The sequence below is a fragment of the Terrabacter sp. BE26 genome (assembly GCF_041941675.1).
GTDB lineage: Bacteria > Actinomycetota > Actinomycetes > Actinomycetales > Dermatophilaceae > Terrabacter.
On sequence record NZ_CP090122.1, the window covers coordinates 4,272,076 to 4,291,268 of the forward strand.

Sequence of the window (19,193 nt, forward strand, 5' to 3'; positions counted from 1 at the left end):
TGGGCGCGCGTGGCGCGCGTCGAGCTAGTTCACGTCGATCCGTAGGCCCAGCAAGGGCCACGGCGCAACCCTACCGCCCCATTCGTCACGCCGTCCGTAGGGGGCGGCTAACGTTGCAGGGTGGTCAGTCACGATCCGGGCACGAACCTTGGACCCGATGCGCCGGCCCCTTCGCAGCCTCCTTCAGCGTCCTCCTTACCCACGTCCAGGGCGAGGCCCCAAGCTCCTCGGGACGCGTTCGCACGGGCCTCACGCCACCTGCTCGACGCGGCCGCCGGGCCACTGCACCCGGTCGCGCGAGAGACGCTCCGTGCCGCGGTCGAGGTGGGCTGGGCCGACCCAGACCGGCTGCACGCCGAGGGGCGACGCGCCCGCGCGCTGCTCGACCGCTCGCGGGAGGTGCTGGCCGCCGGGCTCGGTGTCCGGCCCGCCGAGGTGAGCTTCCTGCCCAGCGGCCCGGCCGCCCTCGCCCGGGCCGTCGACGGGGTGGCGTATGCCGCCCGCCGCCGCGGGGCGCGGACCGTGGCCTCTGCGGTCGAGCACTCCGCCGTTCTCGTGCCCGGCCGGTCGCGGGTCGCGGCTGCCGGGGACGTGGCCCTGCTCGCCGAGGTTCCCGTGGACGTGACGGGCCGCGTCGACCTCGATGCCTGGGCAGCGGCCCTGGCCGTGGAGGGGACGGTCGTGGCCGCCCTGCAGAGCGCGAACGGCGAGGTGGGCACCCGCCAGCCGCTCGACCGGGCCCGGGAGCTCGCGTCCGCCCGCGGCATACCCCTGGTCGTCGACGCCATGGCGTCCCTGGGTCGCGACGACGCGCCGGCCGCGTGGGACGTGCTCGTCGGGGACGCCCGGTCCTGGGGCGGCCCGCCGCTCGGCGTGCTCGTCGTGCGCGAGGGCGTGCGGTGGCAGTGGCTGGATGCGCGGGCGGACGTGGAGCACGGCCGTGCCGAGGTCACTCCGTGGGTCCCGCTCGCCCTCGCGGCGGCGGAGGCCTGGCAGCAGACGGCGTCGACCCGTGCCGACGACGCCCGCACCACGCGGTCCCTGGTGGCGGCGATCCGTGCGGCCGCCTCCTCGGTCCCGGACACCGAGGTCGTCGGCGACCCCGACGACCGCCTCCCGCACGTCGTCACGTTCTCCAGCCTCTACGTCGACGGCGAGGCCGTGGTCGGGGCGTTCGACCGGGCCGGCTTCGCCGTCGCCAGCGGCTCGGCCTGCACGTCGAGCACGCTCGAGCCGAGCCACGTGCTGGCCGCGATGGGGGTGCTGACCCACGGCAACGTGCGGGTCACCCTGCCCCTGCCCGCCGTCTCCCCCGCCCTGGCCGAGGACGTGGACGCCTTCCTCTCCGCCCTGGCGCCCACGGTCGCCGGGGTGCGGGCCGAGCTGGGCGTGGCGGGACTGTGAGCGCCGGAGAGGAGACCGTCCTCGACGCCCGCGGCCAGCGGTGTCCACTGCCCGTCATCCGCCTCGCCCGGCTGGTGCAGGACAGGCCCGGCGTCGGGGTGGTCGTGGTCCTGGCGACCGACCCCGCGGCCGCCCACGACGTGCCCGCCTGGTGCCGGATGCGTGGCCACCGCTTCCTCGAGGCACGTGTGGAGGACGACCACACGGCCTACGTCGTCGAGGTGGCTACGCCCAGCACGGCGGCAGCGGGGCGCTGAGCACCGTCGGCAGGATCGCGAGGTACTCCTCCCGCGGGACCTCGCGCACCCCGAGCGTGGCGAGGTGGGGCGTCTGCCACTGGACGTCGACGAGGCGGCGCGGGTCGCCGTCGGCGAGGAGCAGGTCGCGCAGGCCCACGAGGGCGACCTTCGAGGCGTCCCGCGCGTGGTGGAACATCGACTCACCGGCGAAGAGGCCGCCGATGGCCACGCCGTAGAGGCCGCCGACGAGCCGGCCGTCCTGCCAGGCCTCGATCGAGTGCGCCCACCCGGCCCGGTGCAGCTCGACGTAGGCGTCGATGATCGCAGGGGTGATCCAGCGACCGTCGCGGTCGGGCGCCGCGCAGGCCTCGATGACCCCGAGGAAGTCGGTGTCGACGTGGACCTCGAAGTGCGCGACCGCCTTGCGCAGCGACCGGCTGACCTTGAGCTCGCGCGGGCGCAGGACGCCCCGGGGGTCCGGGGACCACCAGCCGAGCGGCTCGGCGCCGTGGTCGCCGATGCCCATCGGGAACACTCCGACGGAGTACGCCTCGTAGAGGGTCGCGACGTCGAGGTCGGCGCCGATGCCCACCAGGTCCTCCCCCGGCGGCACGCGCTCGAGCGCGAAGTCCCAGGAGGTGGGCGGTGGCGGCGTGGGCACTGACGGCTCCCGGCTCTCGTGCGGCTGCTGGGGGGTGTGGGCAGGCTCGTCAGCGTCCGGGGAGGGGCGTCACGGCCGCGGGCAGGTGATGTGCGGGGCGATCTCGTCGGCCGAGTCGGGGCCGTACGCCTCCGCGAGCCGCTCGAGGAAGCGCGCCTTGCCGAGCGCGTACTCCTGCGTGCCCACGGTCTCGATGACGTAGGTGGCGAGCATGGAGCCGAGCTCTGCACAGCGCTGCACGGGCAGCCCGGCGGCCAGACCGGTCAGGTAGCCGGCGCGGAAGGCGTCGCCGACCCCGGTCGGGTCGGCCTTGCGCACCTCGCGGGCGACCTTGACCTCGACCGGCTCCTCGCCGCGCACCCGGACGGTGACGCCGTCCTTGCCGCGGGTCTTGACCTGGACGCGCACCCGGTCAGCGAGCTCGTCCTCGCTCCAGCCGGTCTTCTGGCAGGCGAGGTGGCTCTCGTACTCGTTGGTGAAGAGGTAGTCGGCGCCGTCGATGAGCCGTTCGATGGTGGGGCCGTCGCAGAAGGCCAGCTGCTGCGAGGGGTCGGCCGCGAACGGGATGCCGCGGGACCGGCACTCGTCGGTGTGGCGCAGCATCGCCTCGGGGTCGTTGGCCCCGATGACGACGAGGTCGAGCCCGCCCACGCGCTGGGCGACTGGGGCCAGCTCGATGTCGCGGGCCTCGGTCATGGCCCCGGCGTAGAAGGTCGCGATCTGGGCCATGTCACGGTCGGTCGTGCAGATGAAACGGGCGGTGTGCTGCGACTCGGAGTAGTGGACGGCGCCGCAGTCGACGCCGTGGCGCTCGAGCCAGCTCCGGTAATCGGTGAAGTCCTCGCCGACCGCACCGACGAGCAGCGGCCGCTGGCCGAGGTTGGCCATGCCGAAGGCGATGTTGGCCGCGACCCCGCCTCGGCGGACCTGCAGGTCGGAGGTGAGGAACGACAGGGAGATCTTGTCGAGCTGCTCGACGACGAGCGAGTCGGCGAAGAGCCCGTCGAAGGTCATGAGGTGGTCGGTGGCGATGGAACCGGTGATGGCGATCTGCACGGGACGAACCTACCCGGCCGGCGCCCAACCCCCACCACCACCGCCCGACCATGGCCGTGGGATGCACTGCGCCGGCCGGACTGCCGGGGGCCCCGCGGGCCCCGGGGATGCGGAAGGGCCCGACCGTGGTGGTCGGGCCCTTCCGGTGGTGCTGGGTGCCGCTGCGTGCTGCGAGCGGCTCAGCTGAAGGAGTCGCCGCACGCGCAGCTGCTGCCGGCGTTCGGGTTGTCGATCGTGAAGCCCTGCTTCTCGATCGTGTCGGCGAAGTCGATCGTGGCGCCCTCGAGGTAGGGGGAGCTCATCCGGTCGACGACGACCTCGACACCGTCGAAGTCGCGGACGAGGTCACCGTCGAGCGTGCGCTCGTCGAAGTAGAGCTGGTAGATCAGGCCCGAGCAGCCGCCGGGCTGGACACCCACGCGCAGGCGCAGGTCGTCGCGACCCTCCTGCTCGAGCAGGCTCTTGACCTTCGTGGCCGCGACGTCCGTCAGGACGACACCGTGGGCGGGAGCCTCGGTCTGAACCTCGGCGGGAGATGCGTTCGTCTCGACACTCATGTGTTGGTCCTTCACGTCGTGGAGCATGGGTCTGGAGTGACAACCCCTGCGGCGCCGGATGTGTTCCCGGGCGCCTTTCCACCATACGTCGGGGGTCCGGCAAACGGTGCACGCTCCCCATGGACGGCGCCATGGACGGCGCCTTGGACGGTGTCATGGCCGGTGTGATGGCCGGTGTCGTGGACGGGTCCGGGCGGCGTCAGGACCTCGTCTCGACCGGTGCCGGCTCACCGGAGGCTCAGGACGTCGACGGGGACCAGGTTCGCGCGACGCGCGCTGCGCGGTCGGCCAGACGTGACGCCGGCTCGGCGAGCGCGGCGGCCACCTGGTCGGGACGTTCGGCGACGGCATACACGCCCGAGAGCCCGGCCGCCATGGCCTCGCGGCGCCCGACGAGCGACTGTCCGGGGACGGCGACGACCGGGACCCCGACGCGTGCGGCCGCCTCCGCGACGCCCACGACGACCTTGCCCTGCAGCGACTGCCAGTCGAAGCTGCCCTCACCCGTGACGACGAGGTCGGCCGCCGCGACGAGGTCGGCGAAACCGACGGCGTCGAGGACGGCCTCGACGCCCGAGACCCGGCGCGCGCCCAGCAGGTGCAGCGCGTAGCCCAGGCCGCCGGCCGCGCCGGCCCCGGGCTCCCGCTCGGGCTTGAGGAGGTTCCCGGTCAGCAGGTCGCGCGCCGGGGGCCGCACCCGGGCCACGACGCTCGCGAAGTGACCCAGGGCGCCCTCGAGCCGCTGGGCGTCCTCCTCCGAGGCGCCCTTCTGCGGTGCGAAGACGGCGCTTGCCCCCTTGAGCCCGAGCAGCGGCGAGTCGACGTCGCTCGCGATGACGAGGTCGATCCCGCGCAGCCGGTCACGGGCGGCGTCCAGGCCGGCGACGTCTGCGGGCGACGTGGCGGCCAGGGCCAGCCCCCCGCGCCCCAGTCGCTCTGCGGGACCGACCCCGAGCGCCGCCAGCAGGCCCGCTCCGGCGTCGTTGGTGCCGGAGCCGCCGAGCCCCACGACCACCCGCCGGGCGCCGGCCTCGATCGCCGCCAGCAGGAGCGTGCCCACGCCGGTGGTCGTCGTACGGGTCGGGTCACGCTCGTCGGGCGCCAACAGGTGCAGTCCCGCGGCCTGGGCGCACTCCACGTATGCCGTCCGGCCGCCTGCGCCGGTCGTCAGCAGGATCGACCCGGGGACCTCGCGGCCCAGCGGGTCGGTGGTCACGACCGCGTGCACCTCGCCGGGCAGGTTCTCGGCGAGGACGTCCACGAAGCCGGGGCCACCGTCGGAGAGCGGGACCAGGGTGAGCCGGTCCCCGGGGGCGGTCCGCGCCCAGCCCTCGGCGAGAGCAGCTGCGGCCTGCCGCGCCGTCAGGGTGCCGGTGTAGCAGTCCGGGGCGATGATCACGTGCACGGCGGCATCCTGCCACTGCCGACGTGCAGACAGGCGGCGGCCGGGTGGCGCAAGGGCGTGGCGAGCCGGTGCTGGCATTCGGCGCGGCGGCATACGATTTGGCCATGACGACCGACACGGCCACGGCACGCGCAGCGGGGCCCGCCCCGCTCCCCCTCCTCGTGCTCGGCGGCGGCACCGAGCTGCACACCGAGCGAGGCGTCGAGTGCCCCGGCGAGCTGCCTGCCCCGTCCGCCCCGGACCTGGTCGAGCGGGCCCGCGCCGCGAAGGCGGCCCTCGGCGACCGGGTCTTCGTCCTCGGCCACCACTACCAGCGCGACGAGGTCATCGAGTTCGCCGACGTGACCGGCGACTCGTTCAAGCTCGCCCGCGACGCGGCAGCCCGCCCCGACGCGCCCTACATCGTCTTCTGCGGCGTGCACTTCATGGCCGAGTCGGCCGACATCCTCACCAGCGCCGCCCAGACCGTGATCCTGCCCGACCTCGCCGCCGGCTGCTCCATGGCCGACATGGCCGCCATCGCCCAGGTCGAGGACTGCTGGGACCAGCTCGCCGCCGCAGGCATCGCCGAGCAGACGATCCCCGTCACGTACATGAACTCCTCCGCGGCGATCAAGGCCTTCACCGGGCGGCACGGCGGCACCATCTGCACGTCCTCGAACGCCGCCACCGCCCTCGACTGGGCCTTCGAGCAGGTCGGCGGTCTCGGCGTCGACGGGAAGGGGACCGGCAAGGTCCTCTTCCTGCCCGACCAGCACCTCGGCCGCAACACCGCGGTGCGCGAGCTCGGCCTCACCCTCGAGGACTGCGTCGTCTGGGACCCGCACCGCCCGAACGGCGGCCTGAGATCCGAGCAGCTGCAGGCGGCCCGGATGATCCTGTGGCGCGGTCACTGCTCGGTGCACGGCCGTTTCTCGGTCGAGGCGGTGCAGGCGGCTCGCCGCGAGGTCCCCGGCGTCAAGGTCATCGTCCACCCCGAGTGCCGCTACGAGGTTGTGGAGCTCGCCGACGAGGTCGGCTCGACCGAGAAGATCATCCAGACCATCGCGGCCGCACCCGCCGGCACCTCCTGGGTCGTCGGCACCGAGCTCAACCTGGTGCGCCGGCTGGCACAGCAGTTCCCCGAGCAGCGCATCGCCTTCCTCGAGAAGAACGTCTGCTACTGCTCGACGATGAACCGGATCGACCTGCCGCACCTCGTCTGGGCCCTCGAGTCCCTCGTCGAGGGGCGCGCGGTCAACCCCATCCGCGTCGACCCCACCGTCGCGGCCGAGGCCCGGGCGGCGCTCGACCGCATGCTCGCCCTGCCCGGCAAGAGCTCCAGGGACTGAGACCGGGTGTCCGACCCGGCAAGAGGCCAGCGCTCTCTGGACCGCGTGGCCGTCATCTCCGACGTCCACGGCAACGTGACGGCGCTGCGTGCGGTGCTCGCCGACATCGAGACCCGCGGCATCGCACGCATCCTCAACCTCGGCGACGTCGTGGGCAAGGGCCCCCGCGGGGCCGAGGCGGTCAAGCTGTGCCGCGAGGCGTGCGAGGCCACGGTCCGCGGCAACTGGGACGCCTTCATCTCGGCCAGGGACAAGCAGCCCTGGGAGCACGGCCAGTGGGTCCGTGACCGGCTCGGTGACGACGAGATCTCCTGGCTGGCAGGGCTGCCGGGCACCCATGAGCTGGTGATGAGTGGCCACCGCATCCGGCTCTTCCACGCCTCGCAGGTCAGCGAGTTCCATCGCGTGCACGTCCATCACACGCAGGAGCAGTTCCGCGGCATGTTCACCAACACCGACTTCACCGGTGACTTCACGACCGGGGGCCAGGAGCCAGGAGCAGCTCCCGACGTCGTCGGCTACGGCGACATCCACAGCGCCTACCTGGAGGTCGACGAGGGGCTGACCCTCTTCAACGCCGGCGCCGTCGGGAACCACCTCGACGCACCGAGCGCGCCCTATGCCGTCCTCGAGGGCGTGGCGGACTCCCCCGACCCGGGGCCGTTCTCGATCTCGTTCACAAGGGTGTCCTACGACATCGAGGCGGAGATCGCGGTGGGCTTCGAGCTGGGAATGCCGGAGGCCGACGCCTACGCCCTCGAGCTGCGCGACGGCATCTTCCGGGGCTCGGCCAAGCCGGTCGACTGACCGGGCGGGGGCCGCGTCCAGCGCGGGGCGAGATGCCCCGATGTGCGCTCGCGCGCGTTTCCGCCTAGTTTCTACGGGCCGGGGGGCTGACGAAACGGAGGACCTCCATGAGCACGGAGACCAACCCGGCTCCGGCCGAGGCTGCCGCTCACGACGCGGCCGCACGCACCACGGGCGCCGAGGCCGACAAGGGGTCGGACCTCTCGACGGGGCTGAAGAACCGCCACCTGACGATGATCTCGATCGCGGGGGTCATCGGGGCCGGGCTCTTCGTGGGTTCGGCCACCGCGATCGCCGACGCGGGGCCGGCGGTGCTGCTCAGCTACCTCGCCGCGGGGACGCTGGTCGTCCTCGTGATGCGGATGCTCGGCGAGATGGCGACGGCCAACCCCGACACCGGCTCGTTCTCGACGTATGCCGACCGCGCCCTGGGGCGCTGGGCCGGCTTCTCGGTGGGCTGGCTCTACTGGTGGTTCTGGGTGCTCGTCATCCCGTGGGAGTCCATCGTGGCCGGCCGCGTCGCCCACGGCTTCTTCCCCGCCGTGCCGGAGTGGGCCTTCGCCGCAGGCATCCTCGTCGCGCTGGTGGCCACGAACCTGGCGTCGGTCAAGAACTACGGCGAGTTCGAGTTCTGGTTCGCCCTCATCAAGGCCGCAGCCATCGCCGTCTTCATCGTCGTCGGCATCCTCGCGATCGCGGGCGTCCTGCCGGGCAACGGGGCCAGCGGGCTGCGCCAGCTGACCGCCGGGGGCTTCGCGCCGAACGGCTGGAGCGCCGTCATCACGGCGATCGCCATCACGATGTTCTCCTTCATGGGCACCGAGATCGTCACCATTGCGGCGACCGAGTCCAAGGACCCCGTGCAGGGCATCCACCGGGCGACCAACAGCGTCATCTGGCGCATCGGCACCTTCTACCTCGCCTCGATCTTCATCGTCGTGTCGCTCGTGCCGTACTCGGTGTTCGCGTCCGGCAAGGGCGCGGGCGGGCACGAGATCGGGACCTACGGCGAGGCGCTGACCGCGATGGGGCTCGCCCCCGACACCGCCTACACGCTCGTCAACATCATCGTGCTGACGGCCGTGTCGAGCTGCCTCAACTCCGCCCTCTACACCGCCTCGCGCATGGCGTTCTCGCTCTCCGTGCGCGGTGATGCCCCCTCGTCCTGGGGTCGGGTCAGCGGCTCGAAGGTCCCGTCTCGCGCCGTGCTGGCATCGAGTGCGGTGGCGGTCGCCTGCCTGGTGCTCCACTACGGCTTCTCCGGCACGGGCCTGTTCGACTTCCTGCTCCTGACGTCCGGCGGCGTGGCGCTCGTCATCTACCTCGTCATCGCGCTCTCGCAGCTGGTTGAGCGACGGCGCTCCGACGCCGCCGGGCAGCGGCCGCCGGTGCGCATGTGGCTCTATCCCGGCCTGACCTGGGCCACCATCGCGTTCATCGTGGTGGTGATGGCCGTGATGGCCTTCGGCCCCTCCAAGCTCGAGCTCTACTGGACCCTCGCCCTGGCTGCGGTCACCGTCTCGGCCGGCGTGCTCGTGCAGCGCCGACACCGTGGCGAGCTCGGCCGCCTGGACGAGCGCGAGTCCGCCCGGGCAGGGGCGGGACGCGCAGGCCACTGACCTGCGCGACGTGGCGTGACGGCATACGCGAGCGCCCGGGAGCCGTGCTGGCCGCCGGGCGCTCGTGGTCGTATGCCGTCGCCTCAGCGGGCGGGGCGCAGCGCTCCCAGCCGGGCCAGCAAGACGGCCTCGGCGACGCAGACCTTCTCGAACTCGCCGAGGTGCAACGACTCGTTGGCACCATGCGCGCGCGTGTCGGGGTCCTCCACGCCGGTGACGATGATCGCGGCCTCGGGAAAGCGGGCGACGAAGTCGGAGATGAACGGGATGGACCCGCCGACCCCCATGTCGACCGGTGCGGTTCCCCAGGCGTCGGCGAAGGACGCGCGCGCCTCGTCGTAGATCGGGCCGTCGGCCTCGGCCGCGAAGCCGGAGCCGTGCTCCTCGAGCTCGACGGTCACCTTCGACCCCCACGGCGCGTGCTCGAGCAGGTGCTGCTCCAGCAGCTCGAACGCTGCTGCCGGGTCCTGGGTCGGGGCCAGGCGCATCGAGACCTTCGCGGCGGCGCGGGCGGCCAGCGTGTTCGACGCCTTGTCGACCGACGTCACGTCCATGCCGATGGTGGTGATGGACGGCTTGTTCCACAGGCGGGTCAGGATGGAGCCGGTGCCGATGAGGTCGACGCCGTCGAGCAGGCCCGACTCCTCGCGGAAGCGCGCCTCGTCGTAGTCGAGCTCGGCGGCAGTGCCCTCCTCGAGGCCCTTCACGGCCACGTTGCCGTCCTCGTCGTGCAGGCTGGCCAGTAGCCGGATGAGGGCCGTCACGGCGTCCGGCGCGGCGCCCCCGTACATGCCCGAGTGCACCGAGTGGTCCAGGGTCTGGACGCGGACGACGGCCCGGACACCGCCGCGCAGCGTGGTGGTCAGGGCCGGCTCGCCGATGGCCCAGTTGCCGGAGTCGGCGATGACGATGGCGTCGGCGGACAGGCGGTGGCCGTGCTTCTCGAGAATCTGCGGGAGGGAGGCCGATCCGAACTCCTCCTCGCCCTCGACGAAGACCGTGACACCGACGGGCAGGTTGCCGGCGTGCGCGCGCAGGGCCGCGACGTGGGCCATCACGCCGGCCTTGTCGTCGGCGGCACCGCGGCCGTAGAGCCGGCCGTCACGCTCGGTGGGCTCGAACGGCGAGCTGTCCCAGTCGGCGTCGTCGCCGGGCGGCTGCACGTCGTGGTGCGCGTAGAGCGTCACCGTGGGCGCGCCCTCGGGCCCGTCGATGTGCCCGATGACGGCCGGGCGACCGCCCTCGACGACGATGTCGACGTCGAGCCCCTCGCGGCGCAGGAGCTCGGCGACGGCCTCGGCGCTGCGCGCCACCTGGCTCTGGTCGAACGAGGAAGCCGAGACGCTCGGGATGCGCACGAGCTGCTCGAGGTCGGCCCGGACCTGCGGCATCAGGCCTGCCACACGGTCGCGGATCTGCTGGATCTGGTCGGGGGTGAGCGCGTCATCAGTCACCCCCTGACCCTATCGAGTGCCTCCCGCACCGGGGCTGCGCGACTAGGGTGGCGGACGTGGTGGATGCGCCGCTGCCCGACCCCGCGCTGGTGGTCCTCGTCGGACCCTCGGGCGCCGGCAAGTCCACGTGGGCGGCGACGCGCTTCCGAGCCCAGGAGATCGTCGCCTCCGACGACCTGCGGGCCGTCGTAGGCAGCGGGCCCTCCGACCTGGAGGCTTCGGCCGACGCCTTCGTGCTGCTCGACCAGATCGTTGCGGCGCGGATCGGTCGCGGCCTCACGACGGTGGTCGACACCTTGGGGATGGAGCCGGAGCGCAGGCGTCGGCACCTCGGCCTGGCCCGAGCGCGTGGGCTGCCCGCGGTTGCCGTCGTGTTCGAGACTCCCGTCGCGCTCGTCCGCCACCGCAACAGCCGGCGCGACCGACCGGTGCCTGCGGCCGCGCTGGCTGGCCAGGTGCGGCGCCACGTGGACGCGGTGGCGCAGCTCCGGTCGGAGGGCTGGGACCAGATCAGGCTCGTCGCCCCGGACTCGGCCGCAGGCCCGGTGCCCCAGGTGCAGAGCCCGCCGACCAGTCTCAGCCACGACTTCGGAGTGATCCTCCAGGTGTCCCGGTTCCCTTGGGGCGAGGAGCCGCTCGCGTGGCTCACCGACATCGCCAGGGCGACGGAAGAGGCCGGCCTGCAGGGAATCGCCTTGATGGACCACCTCATCCAGATCCCCCAGGCAGGTCGTGCCTGGGAGCCGCTTCCCGAGCTCTGGGTCACCCTCGGGGTCCTGGCCGGACTGGGCACACGGTTGCGGCTCGGCCCGCTCGTCTCACCCGTGACGTTCCGCCCAGCCGGGATCACCGCCAAGGCAGCCGCGACCCTCGACGCGATCACCGGTGGAGGGACCTTCCTCGGCATCGGCGCAGGGTGGTGGGCACGCGAGCACGCGGCATACGGCTTGCCCTTCCCGAGCCCCAGGGAACGTCTCGACGGGCTCGAGAGCGCCATCGAGACGATCCGCGCCCTGTGGGCAGCCGGTACGAAACCGTATGCGGGCCAGCGTGTCTTCCTACCCGAGACCACAGGCTATCCGCGCCCGGCAGGCGCGGTGCCCATCGTCGTCGGAGGTACGGGAGCCCGCTCGCTCCGGGTCGCTGCCCGGCTCGGCGACGGCTGCAACGTGCCGAGCGACGACGCCACCCTCGCGCGCGCGATCCCGCTCCTCCGAGCCGAGTGCGACGCCGTCGGTCGCCCTCACGAGGACGTGGCCGTGACCGTGCTCGACGTGCCCGTCGTGGGGCGCGATCGCGACGACGCCTGGGCGCGGGTCGAACGGCTTCGGGGGCGCACCCCGGCCGCCACCTACGCGGCCCGGCACCACGCGGGCTGCGTCTCGCAGCACCGAGACCGTTACGCCCGGCTGTCCGAGCGTGGCGTCAGCTCCGTGTTCCTCGCTCTGCCAGACCTGTCCGGCCCTGAGGACGTCCTCGCGCTGGAGCCCCTGGCGTCCCCGTGAAACCGTGGTCTGCTCCGGACATGGACGACGCGGTGCGGGCGGCGTTCGAGGCAGTTCCCCGTGCCGGCTTCCTCCCCGGCACCCAGCGGTGGCGCGCCGACTTCGACGGCCCGATCGGGATCGGCCACGGCCAGACGAACTCCCAACCGCGCACTGTTGCAACGATGCTCACCCTGCTTGACGTCCAGCCTGGACAGCGGGTGCTCGACGTGGGCTCCGGATCGGGTTGGACGACAGCCCTGCTCGGACATCTCGTCGGTTCCACCGGCACGGTCCTCGGCGTCGAGCTCGAGCCCGAGCTCGCCAGCTGGGGAGCGCAGAACCTGTCCCGCACCGACCTGCCGCACGCCTCCATCCGCATCGCCGAACCGGGGGTCCTCGGCGCACCCGCAGAGGCGCCGTGGGACCGCATCCTCGTCTCGGCCGGCGTCTCCACGCTGCCCTCGGCCCTCGTCGACCAGCTGGCACCGCAGGGGCTGATGGTGATCCCCGTCGGGGGGCGGCTGACCACGGTGGCGCTCGAGGCGGGGACGACACGGACCACGGTGCACGGCCCGTACCTGTTCGTTCCGCTGCGGTGACCGACGACTCGGCACGGCTCGCCGTCCTCGGTCTCAGCTCGCCCGGACACGAGGTGGTCGCGCAGCTCAAATCCGGGTGAAAGTGACTCTGCGGACTACGGGTTCGTCGTCGCAACCGTGGGAATAACCTGAATTCCAGGTGCCGTCGTCGGGGGTGGGTTGCATGAGCGTCTACTTGGCCTCAGTCCGAGTCTCGGGACCGGCGTGGCCGCGCTCAGGACGGATCGTCGCAGGCACCAGATCCGCGACGTCCACGCTCGGCCACAGCGACAGGAGGTCGCCACGATGAAGGACGTCCCTGACCCGCGAGCCCAGGGCAGTACCGAGATACTCGCGGCCGAGGATCTACGAAAGACGTACGGAGACAGGGTGGCCCTCAAGGGCCTCACCTTCTCACTCGACGCCGGAAGGGTCCTCGGCTTCCTCGGTCCGAACGGTGCCGGCAAGACCACCTCCATCCGGATCCTCACCACGATCCTCCGACCGAGCGCGGGCCGGTTCAGCGTGGACGGGATCGGCTCGGACCGGCCCCAGGAGATCCGTCGCCGAATCGGCGTCCTGCCAGAGGGACTGGGGTTCCCCAGGCAGATGACGGCCCGCGGATACCTGTCCTACTTCGCACAGCTCTACGGCCGGCCGGCCGGCGAGGCCCGACGCATCGCCGCCGACCTGCTCGAGGACGTGGGCCTGCAGAACCGAGCGGACTCGAGCGTCGGCTCCTTCAGCCACGGCATGCGCCAGCGACTCGGCATCGCGCGGGCGCTCGTGAACGACCCGGCCGTGGTGTTCCTCGACGAGCCCACGCTGGGACTGGATCCGCGCGGGCAGCGAGAGCTGTTGCGGCTGATCCAGCGGATCGCCAGGGAGCGCAGGACGGGCGTCGTGCTGTGCAGCCACCTCCTGTCCGAGATCGAGGGGGTCTGCGACGAGGTGGTGATCATGAGTGCGGGGGTGGTCGTCGCCAAGGGCACTGTCGCGGAGGTCGTCGGAGCCTCCCGTCCGGAGCTCGACCACGTCGTACGCATACGCGTCCCGGTGGCGTCGATCGCCAGGACCCAGGAGCTCTTGAGGGAGGTCCCCGGCATCGACGGGGACGTGCGCTCGGAGGACTCCACGGGGTGGGTCGACGTGAAGCTGCGCGCCTCCAACGGCTCAGGAGCAGATGCGTCCCAGGTCAGGAACCGCCTGCTCGAGTCCCTCATCAGGGCGGACGTTCCCGTCCTGGGCTTCGACACGGGTGGCGGGCGACTCGAGGACGTCTTCCTCAGGTTGACCGCGGAGGCGATCCAATGAGCCAGGACCTCTCACTGGCCGCCGGGCGCGTGGCGGCGCCGGGTCGGACCGCTGCCCCCTGGTGGCTGATCTTCAAGCAGGAGTGCCTGGAGATGTGGGCGGGAGGACGCGTGCTCAGGTTCCTCGCGCTCTACACGGTCCTCATGTCGGTCACGGCCTACCTGCTGGCCACGAACAACGACCTGAAGCTGGTCACGATGAAGGCGTCCGTCGTGGTCGCGGTCACGTCGACCATCACCTTCGGGCTGTTCATGGGCCTGGTCATCGGCGCGGAGAGCATCAGCGGCGAGCGGGAACGCGCCACGCTGGAGCCGCTGCTCCTCACCCCGTCCGGTCCCCGGCAGATCGTGCTGGGCAAGTTCCTGGCCGCCCTCTCCCCCTGGCCCGCAGCGTTCCTCCTCTCGGTGCCCTACGTTGCGACGCTCTCGCACGGGGACCCGGTGCTGTGGACCGCCCTGTTCTGGAGTGCGGTGCTGGGCAGCCTGCTGGCCGTGGCCTTCGTGGGCTTCGGCATGCTGGTGAGCATCTGGTCCGACTCCAGCAAGATCAGCCTCTTCATCTGCCTGCTCGTCTATGCCGGGTTGCTCATCCCGGCTCAGCTGCCCACTGAGTTCCTCAACTCGTCGGGTGGTGTCCTCGTCTCGGCCGTCGACCCGCTGGAGTCGGCGAGCCGGCTGCTGACCATCGTGGTGGACCAGAACAGGCCGCTGAGCGAGGCGTGGGTCTACCTGGTCGCCCCTGCTGTGATGACAGCGGTCATCGTGGGCGTCCTCTTCCTCCACTCCGCACGGCGCGTCCGTCTCGCGGCGGAGTGACACGGCCGCCGCCTCGCGACGGCACACCGCATCAGGCACCAGCCAGGAAGGCATTGTCATGAGCGTGGCACAGCAGCGACGCAGTCAGCGGGTCGAGGTGGCGGAGCGGCGCGGGATGGCTCCACCGGTGTGGTGGTTGGTCTTCAGGCAGGAGTTCGTCGACCTGTGGACCGGCGGACGGGTGATGCTGCTGTTGATCCTCTTCAGCCTCGTCATGTCCGTGACGTCGGCACTGCGGCAGTTCGAGAGCGAGCTCAGCCTGATCCCTCCGGTGGAGATGGCGTTCCTGACCATCCTCAGCGGCATCTCCTTCGGGCTCTTCGTCGGGTTGGTCATCGGAGCGGACAGCATCAGCGGTGAGCGCGAGCGGGCGACCCTGGAGCCGCTGCTGCTGACGCCCGCCCGGCCGCGACAGGTCGTGATCGGCAAGTTCCTCGCCGCCATGTCCCCGTGGCCGGTGACCTTCCTGCTCACGATCCCGTACGTCGTCGTCCTCGCGCAGGGGGCCGACGTCATCCGCGAGGGGCTCCTGCTGGGAGCCCTCCTCGGCGGGCTCCTCGCACTCGCCTTCACCGGGTTCGCGATGATCCTCAGCATCTGGGCAAGGTCGAACAGGGCGAGCCTCTTCGCCAGCCTGGTGGTCTACCTCGTCTTCCTCATCCCGACCCAGTGGCCGGGCAGCGCCCAGAAGGGTGACCTCGGCTATCTGATCCAGCAGTTCAACCCCCTCCAGGCCTCGAGCGAGTTCCTGGAGAAGGTGCTCGTGAACAACCGGACGGTGGCGGAGAAGATGCCCTACCTGCTGGCCGCGATCTTCTCCGCCGTGGGTGTGCTGGCCGTGCTCTTCCTGTATGCCGCCCCCCGCCTGCGTCTCGACCGGGACGCCACCCGGTCGGGCCTCGCGAGACCCGGGCGCCTGGCGGGCCTGCTTCTCGTCGGAGGCGTCGCGGCAGCCCTGGTCGTCACGCCCGCCGGACGGGCACAGGCAGCGCCCACGGCTGCCGGGCAGGGACTGCAGGTCTCCGTCGACCTGCGGTACAAGACGGTCAACGCCGGCGACGAGGTCGAGTTCACCACCGTCGTGACCAACGCAGGTGCGACGGCGACAGCACCGCTCAACGTCGCGATGAACATCGTCAAGACGGGCAAGGGCGACCCGGTCGACCCCGAGGACTGGTCGCCCGAGCGGACCCAGCAGGTCGACCCGCTCGCCCCCGGTGAGTCCAGCGAGCAGTCGTGGACCGTCGAGGCGATCCTGGAGGGCGACTACATGGTCTACATGACGGTCCTGCCCAAGCCGCGCGGGCCGAACGCGACGTCGGAACCGGTCTCCAGCCCGGGCATCCACCTCACCGTGAGGGCGTTCGAGAAGACGAACCCGGGTGGCGTGCTCCCCGTGGCGATCGCGACCCCGGTCGCCCTGATGCTGATCGCCGTCCTCCCGACGCTCCGCCGCCGACGCGCCACGGCCGAGGCGCCCCAGGACGAGCTCTGACTCCGTCGCCGGCGTGCACAGCCGCGCTCGCCCAGGCCGAACAAGGAAGGAAAGGTCCAGATGCCCACTGCAGACGGCTGGAGTCCGACGCGACGGCGTCTCCTGATGATGGCGGGCGTCGCGGCCGGCGGAGCCCTGCTGGCGGGATGCAGCACGTCCCCCGACCAGACGACGGCGCCTCCGGACGGGCCCTCGAGCGTCGGGTTCTCGTCGACGTCGACCGGCCCGGACCCGGACGAGCGCGGGACGGCGACGCAGGACCCGGGTGCCGCCAAAGCCGTCACCGCCGGAACGATCCCGGTGGAGGTCGGATCGGCAAGTGGAGCCAAGGAGTTCCACTACGACAAGGTGACGATCACGGAGCCCGCGGGCCACAAGATCAAGCTCAGGTTCGTCAACCACACCGACTCGAAGGACGAGGTCGGCCACAACTGGGTCCTCGTGAGAGCCGGGCAGGAGGCCACGGTCGTGGCCAGCGGCCTGGCAGCGGGTGATGACAACGACTGGCTGAACGTCGACGACCCTGCCATCGTCGCGCACACGCGGCTGATCGAAGGGGGCCAGAGCAACACGATCACCTTCACAGCCCCGCCGGGCACCTACACCTACCTGTGCACCTTCCCCCAGCACTACGCCGCGGGCGAGAAGGGCACGCTCATCATCAAGTAGCCCCCCGGCCCCGGCTCTCCACCCTGGCCGGGCCTCCGGCCGACGTCGACGATGCGGGGGCCGGCCGCACTTCGGCTTAGAGTGTCCTCGTGTTCGGACGCAAGAAGACCCTCAACGAAGAGCTCGCTCCCACGGTCACCACGGACCAGGAGGCGCGACCCGGTGCCAAGAACCGGCCGACGCCGAAGCGGCGCGAGCAGGAGGCCCTCAACAAGCGTCCCCTGATCGTCACCGACCGCAAGGCGGCCGGCCAGCAGGACAAGGCGGCCCGCCGCGAGGCGATGGCCAGGCAGCGCGCCGGCATGATGACGGGCGAGGACAAGTACCTCCCTGCCCGTGACAAGGGCCCGCGTCGCCGCTTCATCCGCGACGCGGTCGACTCCCGCTGGAACATCGGCGAGTTCATGCTGCCCGTGATGCTCATCGTGCTGCTGCTCAGCTTCGTCAAGCAGAGCTGGGCCCTGCTGCTCGTCTTCGTCCTCGTCTACGGCCTGATCCTCGTGGCCATCGGCGACGCCCTGCTCATGTGGCGCCGGACCCGCCGCAAGGTCGAGGACAAGTTCGGCTCGGCCGAGCGGGGCGACGCGTGGTACGCGATCATGCGCGCCTTCCAGATGCGCCGCACCCGCATGCCGAAGCCCCAGGTCGACCGGGGCCGGCGCCCGGCCTGACCCAGCTCGTCCAGCCCCCGTCAGCCGCCGTCAGCCCTGCAGGTCGGCGAAGGCGAGCGGCGCCCGGGTGACGGCATACGTGGCGAAGTAGAGCTTCTCCACCGACCCGTCCTCGTCCCGCACCACCTCGAGCAGCTCCCCGCGCTCGCGGCCCTCGACGGCGCGGAAGCGGTCGGTGCCGTGGGCGGCATACCGCGTCTCGGACAGCGGGTCGTCCTCCGACAGGCGCGACCACAGCTGCCCGTCGCGCACGAAGAACGTGATGGGCGAGCCCTCGGACCACCAGAGGCCGAGCAGCTCGGCCAGCTCGGGCTGCGGCGTCTCGGGGACCCAGGCCTCGGCCTGGGGCGGCTCGGCGTCCAGGACCGCCTCGACGAGGTCGGTCGCCAGCTTCAGGGTGAGCGCCCCGGACGTGGCGTTGGCGAAGACCACGGCACCGACACCCTCCTTGCGCCGGACCCGCAGCCCCGTCAGGAAGCCCGGCATGGCGCCGCCGTGCCCCACGAAGACCCGGTCACCGCGGCGTCCCATGCCGAAGCCGAGGCCGTAGGCACCGCCCCACCCGTCGACGTCGGTCATGATGATCGGCCGGCACATCTCCTCGACCGTCTCGGGCCGCACCACCCGGTCGTCGGGCTCGGCGACGTAGGCGGCGTAGCGGCTGAGGTCGGCGACGGTCGACCAGAGCCCACCGAACGGCGCGGTGGCGCCGAGGGGGAAGAGCGGCTCCTCGCGGGCGGTGCCGGCGTAGGGGTCGACCTGGTAGCCGATCGCGCGGTCGTCAGCGGGGGTCAGCCCGGTGCGCGTCATCCCGAGCGGCGCGAGGACGCGCTCGCGCACCACGTCCTCCCAGCCCCGGCCGGCCACCCGCTGGACGACCTCACCGAGCAGGCCGTACGCGAGGTTGGAGTAGTGGAAGGCGTGGTGCGCCGGCAGCACCTGCTCGGCCTGCTCCACTCCGGAGAGGAATGCGTCGCGCTCCGGCGGGTCCAGGCTCTCCCAGATGTTGCCCACCGGCTCGCGCTGCAGGCCCGAGGCGTGGGCGAGCATCTGGCGCAGGGGAACCCGCGCATGCCTCGTCCCTGGCAGGTAGGCCTCCAAGGTGTCGTCGAGCGACAGGAGCCCCTCGTCCCGGAGGGACATGACGGCCAACGCCGTGAACGTCTTGGTCACCGAGCCGATCATGAACTGCGTGTCGTCGTCGGCGGGTGCGGGGGCCGGCGCCAGACGGGCCGAACCGACGTGTGCGGACCAGACGAGCCGTCCGTCGCGCACGACGCCCACGCTGACTCCCGGAGCGCGCCAGGACCGCTGCGCGGTGACGACGCGGGCGAGCAGGTCTCGCTCGAGCCCCGCCGAGAGCCCCTCCTGCGAGTCGGCCGAGGTCGTCCGCCGGGCAGGCACGGTGCTCACTCGGCTGCCCGCAGGCTCATCGGGCCGTAGACGACGGTCTCGTCCTGGCGGAGGGTGACGGCCTCGACACCGGCCGCGAGCAGCTCGCGCCACGACTCCCCCAGGTAGCTCTCGGCGTCGCTCTGCGTGGGGAAGCCCGCGGTCGCGAGGCCCTCCCCCTGCATCGGGTTGCCGTGCGCGTCGAGGAACAGCCAGGACCAGTCAGCACTCATGCCCGC

The 19,193-nt window shown here is 72.0% G+C and carries 19 protein-coding genes; 12 read left to right on the plus strand and 7 right to left on the minus strand.

Annotated elements, in window-relative coordinates; translation table 11 throughout:
- Positions 1-324: 324 nt before the first annotated feature.
- Both LQK93_RS19590 and LQK93_RS19595 read left to right on the plus strand, forming a co-directional pair.
- Positions 325-1,404: an aminotransferase class V-fold PLP-dependent enzyme gene (locus LQK93_RS19590; RefSeq protein WP_374969433.1), complete on the plus strand. Its 1,080-nt coding sequence runs from the start codon at positions 325-327 to the stop codon at positions 1,402-1,404.
- The gene (locus tag LQK93_RS19595) at positions 1,401-1,661 is read left to right on the plus strand and encodes a sulfurtransferase TusA family protein (RefSeq protein ID WP_374969434.1); all 261 of its coding nucleotides are present in this window, start codon (positions 1,401-1,403) and stop codon (positions 1,659-1,661) included. Before LQK93_RS19590 ends, LQK93_RS19595 begins: the two co-directional genes overlap by 4 nt.
- On the opposite strand, the gene aat is transcribed toward LQK93_RS19595, so the two are convergent.
- From aat to LQK93_RS19615, 4 genes are all read right to left on the minus strand, one after another.
- Positions 1,630-2,304, minus strand: a complete 675-nt coding sequence (gene aat, locus LQK93_RS19600; protein ID WP_374969435.1) for a leucyl/phenylalanyl-tRNA--protein transferase — start codon at positions 2,302-2,304, stop codon at positions 1,630-1,632. The two genes, LQK93_RS19595 and aat, sit on opposite strands and share 32 nt — an antisense overlap.
- A gap of 69 nt (positions 2,305-2,373) precedes the next feature.
- On the minus strand, positions 2,374-3,360 hold the full coding sequence (locus tag LQK93_RS19605) for a carbohydrate kinase family protein (RefSeq protein ID WP_374969436.1): 987 nt from the start codon (positions 3,358-3,360) through the stop codon (positions 2,374-2,376).
- Between the two features lie 179 nt (positions 3,361-3,539).
- A complete protein-coding gene (gene erpA, locus LQK93_RS19610; protein ID WP_045192555.1) occupies positions 3,540-3,917 on the minus strand; it encodes an iron-sulfur cluster insertion protein ErpA in 378 nt (125 codons plus the stop codon).
- A 238-nt stretch (positions 3,918-4,155) separates the two neighbouring features.
- Entirely contained in the window at positions 4,156-5,322 is a 1,167-nt protein-coding gene (locus LQK93_RS19615; protein WP_374969437.1) for a glycerate kinase, read from the minus strand.
- 104 nt (positions 5,323-5,426) lie between these two features.
- Between LQK93_RS19615 and nadA the strand changes: the two genes are divergently transcribed.
- The 3 genes from nadA to LQK93_RS19630 all read left to right on the plus strand — a co-directional run bounded on the left by nadA (position 5,427) and on the right by LQK93_RS19630 (position 9,079).
- A complete protein-coding gene (gene nadA / locus LQK93_RS19620; RefSeq protein ID WP_374969438.1) occupies positions 5,427-6,653 on the plus strand; it encodes a quinolinate synthase NadA in 1,227 nt (408 codons plus the stop codon).
- Positions 6,654-6,698: 45 nt separating this feature from the next.
- The gene (locus LQK93_RS19625; RefSeq protein ID WP_374969439.1) at positions 6,699-7,460 is read left to right on the plus strand and encodes a metallophosphoesterase family protein; all 762 of its coding nucleotides are present in this window, start codon (positions 6,699-6,701) and stop codon (positions 7,458-7,460) included.
- 107 nt (positions 7,461-7,567) lie between these two features.
- On the plus strand, positions 7,568-9,079 hold the full coding sequence (locus tag LQK93_RS19630) for an amino acid permease (protein WP_374969440.1): 1,512 nt from the start codon (positions 7,568-7,570) through the stop codon (positions 9,077-9,079).
- Between the two features lie 83 nt (positions 9,080-9,162).
- On the opposite strand, the gene LQK93_RS19635 is transcribed toward LQK93_RS19630, so the two are convergent.
- On the minus strand, positions 9,163-10,533 hold the full coding sequence (locus tag LQK93_RS19635) for a dipeptidase (protein ID WP_374969441.1): 1,371 nt from the start codon (positions 10,531-10,533) through the stop codon (positions 9,163-9,165).
- A 56-nt stretch (positions 10,534-10,589) separates the two neighbouring features.
- Between LQK93_RS19635 and LQK93_RS19640 the strand changes: the two genes are divergently transcribed.
- The 7 genes from LQK93_RS19640 (at position 10,590) to LQK93_RS19670 (ending at position 17,562) form a co-directional block, all read left to right on the plus strand.
- Positions 10,590-12,038, plus strand: a complete 1,449-nt coding sequence (locus LQK93_RS19640; protein WP_374969442.1) for an LLM class flavin-dependent oxidoreductase — start codon at positions 10,590-10,592, stop codon at positions 12,036-12,038.
- A gap of 20 nt (positions 12,039-12,058) precedes the next feature.
- Positions 12,059-12,619, plus strand: coding sequence for a protein-L-isoaspartate O-methyltransferase (locus LQK93_RS19645; RefSeq protein WP_374969443.1), 561 nt, complete (start codon positions 12,059-12,061; stop codon positions 12,617-12,619).
- 285 nt (positions 12,620-12,904) lie between these two features.
- Positions 12,905-13,912, plus strand: coding sequence for an ABC transporter ATP-binding protein (locus tag LQK93_RS19650; protein WP_374969444.1), 1,008 nt, complete (start codon positions 12,905-12,907; stop codon positions 13,910-13,912).
- Positions 13,909-14,727 (plus strand): ABC transporter permease, encoded by an 819-nt coding sequence (locus tag LQK93_RS19655; protein WP_374969445.1) that lies wholly within the window; start codon positions 13,909-13,911, stop codon positions 14,725-14,727. The genes LQK93_RS19650 and LQK93_RS19655 overlap by 4 nt, the downstream gene beginning before the upstream one ends.
- Before the next feature lie 58 nt (positions 14,728-14,785).
- A complete protein-coding gene (locus tag LQK93_RS19660; protein WP_374969446.1) occupies positions 14,786-16,222 on the plus strand; it encodes an ABC transporter permease subunit in 1,437 nt (478 codons plus the stop codon).
- 60 nt (positions 16,223-16,282) lie between these two features.
- On the plus strand, positions 16,283-16,891 hold the full coding sequence (locus LQK93_RS19665; RefSeq protein ID WP_374969447.1) for a plastocyanin/azurin family copper-binding protein: 609 nt from the start codon (positions 16,283-16,285) through the stop codon (positions 16,889-16,891).
- Positions 16,892-16,980: 89 nt separating this feature from the next.
- Positions 16,981-17,562: a DUF3043 domain-containing protein gene (locus LQK93_RS19670; protein WP_374969448.1), complete on the plus strand. Its 582-nt coding sequence runs from the start codon at positions 16,981-16,983 to the stop codon at positions 17,560-17,562.
- A gap of 30 nt (positions 17,563-17,592) precedes the next feature.
- On the opposite strand, the gene LQK93_RS19675 is transcribed toward LQK93_RS19670, so the two are convergent.
- Both LQK93_RS19675 and LQK93_RS19680 read right to left on the minus strand, forming a co-directional pair.
- A complete protein-coding gene (locus tag LQK93_RS19675) occupies positions 17,593-18,975 on the minus strand; it encodes a serine hydrolase domain-containing protein (RefSeq protein ID WP_374969449.1) in 1,383 nt (460 codons plus the stop codon).
- Positions 18,972-19,187: a hypothetical protein gene (locus LQK93_RS19680; RefSeq protein WP_374969450.1), complete on the minus strand. Its 216-nt coding sequence runs from the start codon at positions 19,185-19,187 to the stop codon at positions 18,972-18,974. The genes LQK93_RS19675 and LQK93_RS19680 overlap by 4 nt, the downstream gene beginning before the upstream one ends.
- Between the last annotated feature and the right edge of the window lie 6 nt (positions 19,188-19,193).

Coding starts and splice junctions, on each gene's coding strand:
- LQK93_RS19645 (WP_374969443.1), top strand. CDS start 12,059: ATGGACGACGCGGTGCGGGCGGCGTTCGAGGCAGTTCCCCGTGCCGGC.
- erpA (WP_045192555.1), bottom strand. CDS start 3,917: ATGAGTGTCGAGACGAACGCATCTCCCGCCGAGGTTCAGACCGAGGCT.
- LQK93_RS19665 (WP_374969447.1), top strand. CDS start 16,283: ATGCCCACTGCAGACGGCTGGAGTCCGACGCGACGGCGTCTCCTGATG.
- LQK93_RS19660 (WP_374969446.1), top strand. CDS start 14,786: ATGAGCGTGGCACAGCAGCGACGCAGTCAGCGGGTCGAGGTGGCGGAG.
- LQK93_RS19680 (WP_374969450.1), bottom strand. CDS start 19,187: ATGAGTGCTGACTGGTCCTGGCTGTTCCTCGACGCGCACGGCAACCCG.
- nadA (WP_374969438.1), top strand. CDS start 5,427: ATGACGACCGACACGGCCACGGCACGCGCAGCGGGGCCCGCCCCGCTC.
- LQK93_RS19655 (WP_374969445.1), top strand. CDS start 13,909: ATGAGCCAGGACCTCTCACTGGCCGCCGGGCGCGTGGCGGCGCCGGGT.
- LQK93_RS19650 (WP_374969444.1), top strand. CDS start 12,905: ATGAAGGACGTCCCTGACCCGCGAGCCCAGGGCAGTACCGAGATACTC.
- LQK93_RS19630 (WP_374969440.1), top strand. CDS start 7,568: ATGAGCACGGAGACCAACCCGGCTCCGGCCGAGGCTGCCGCTCACGAC.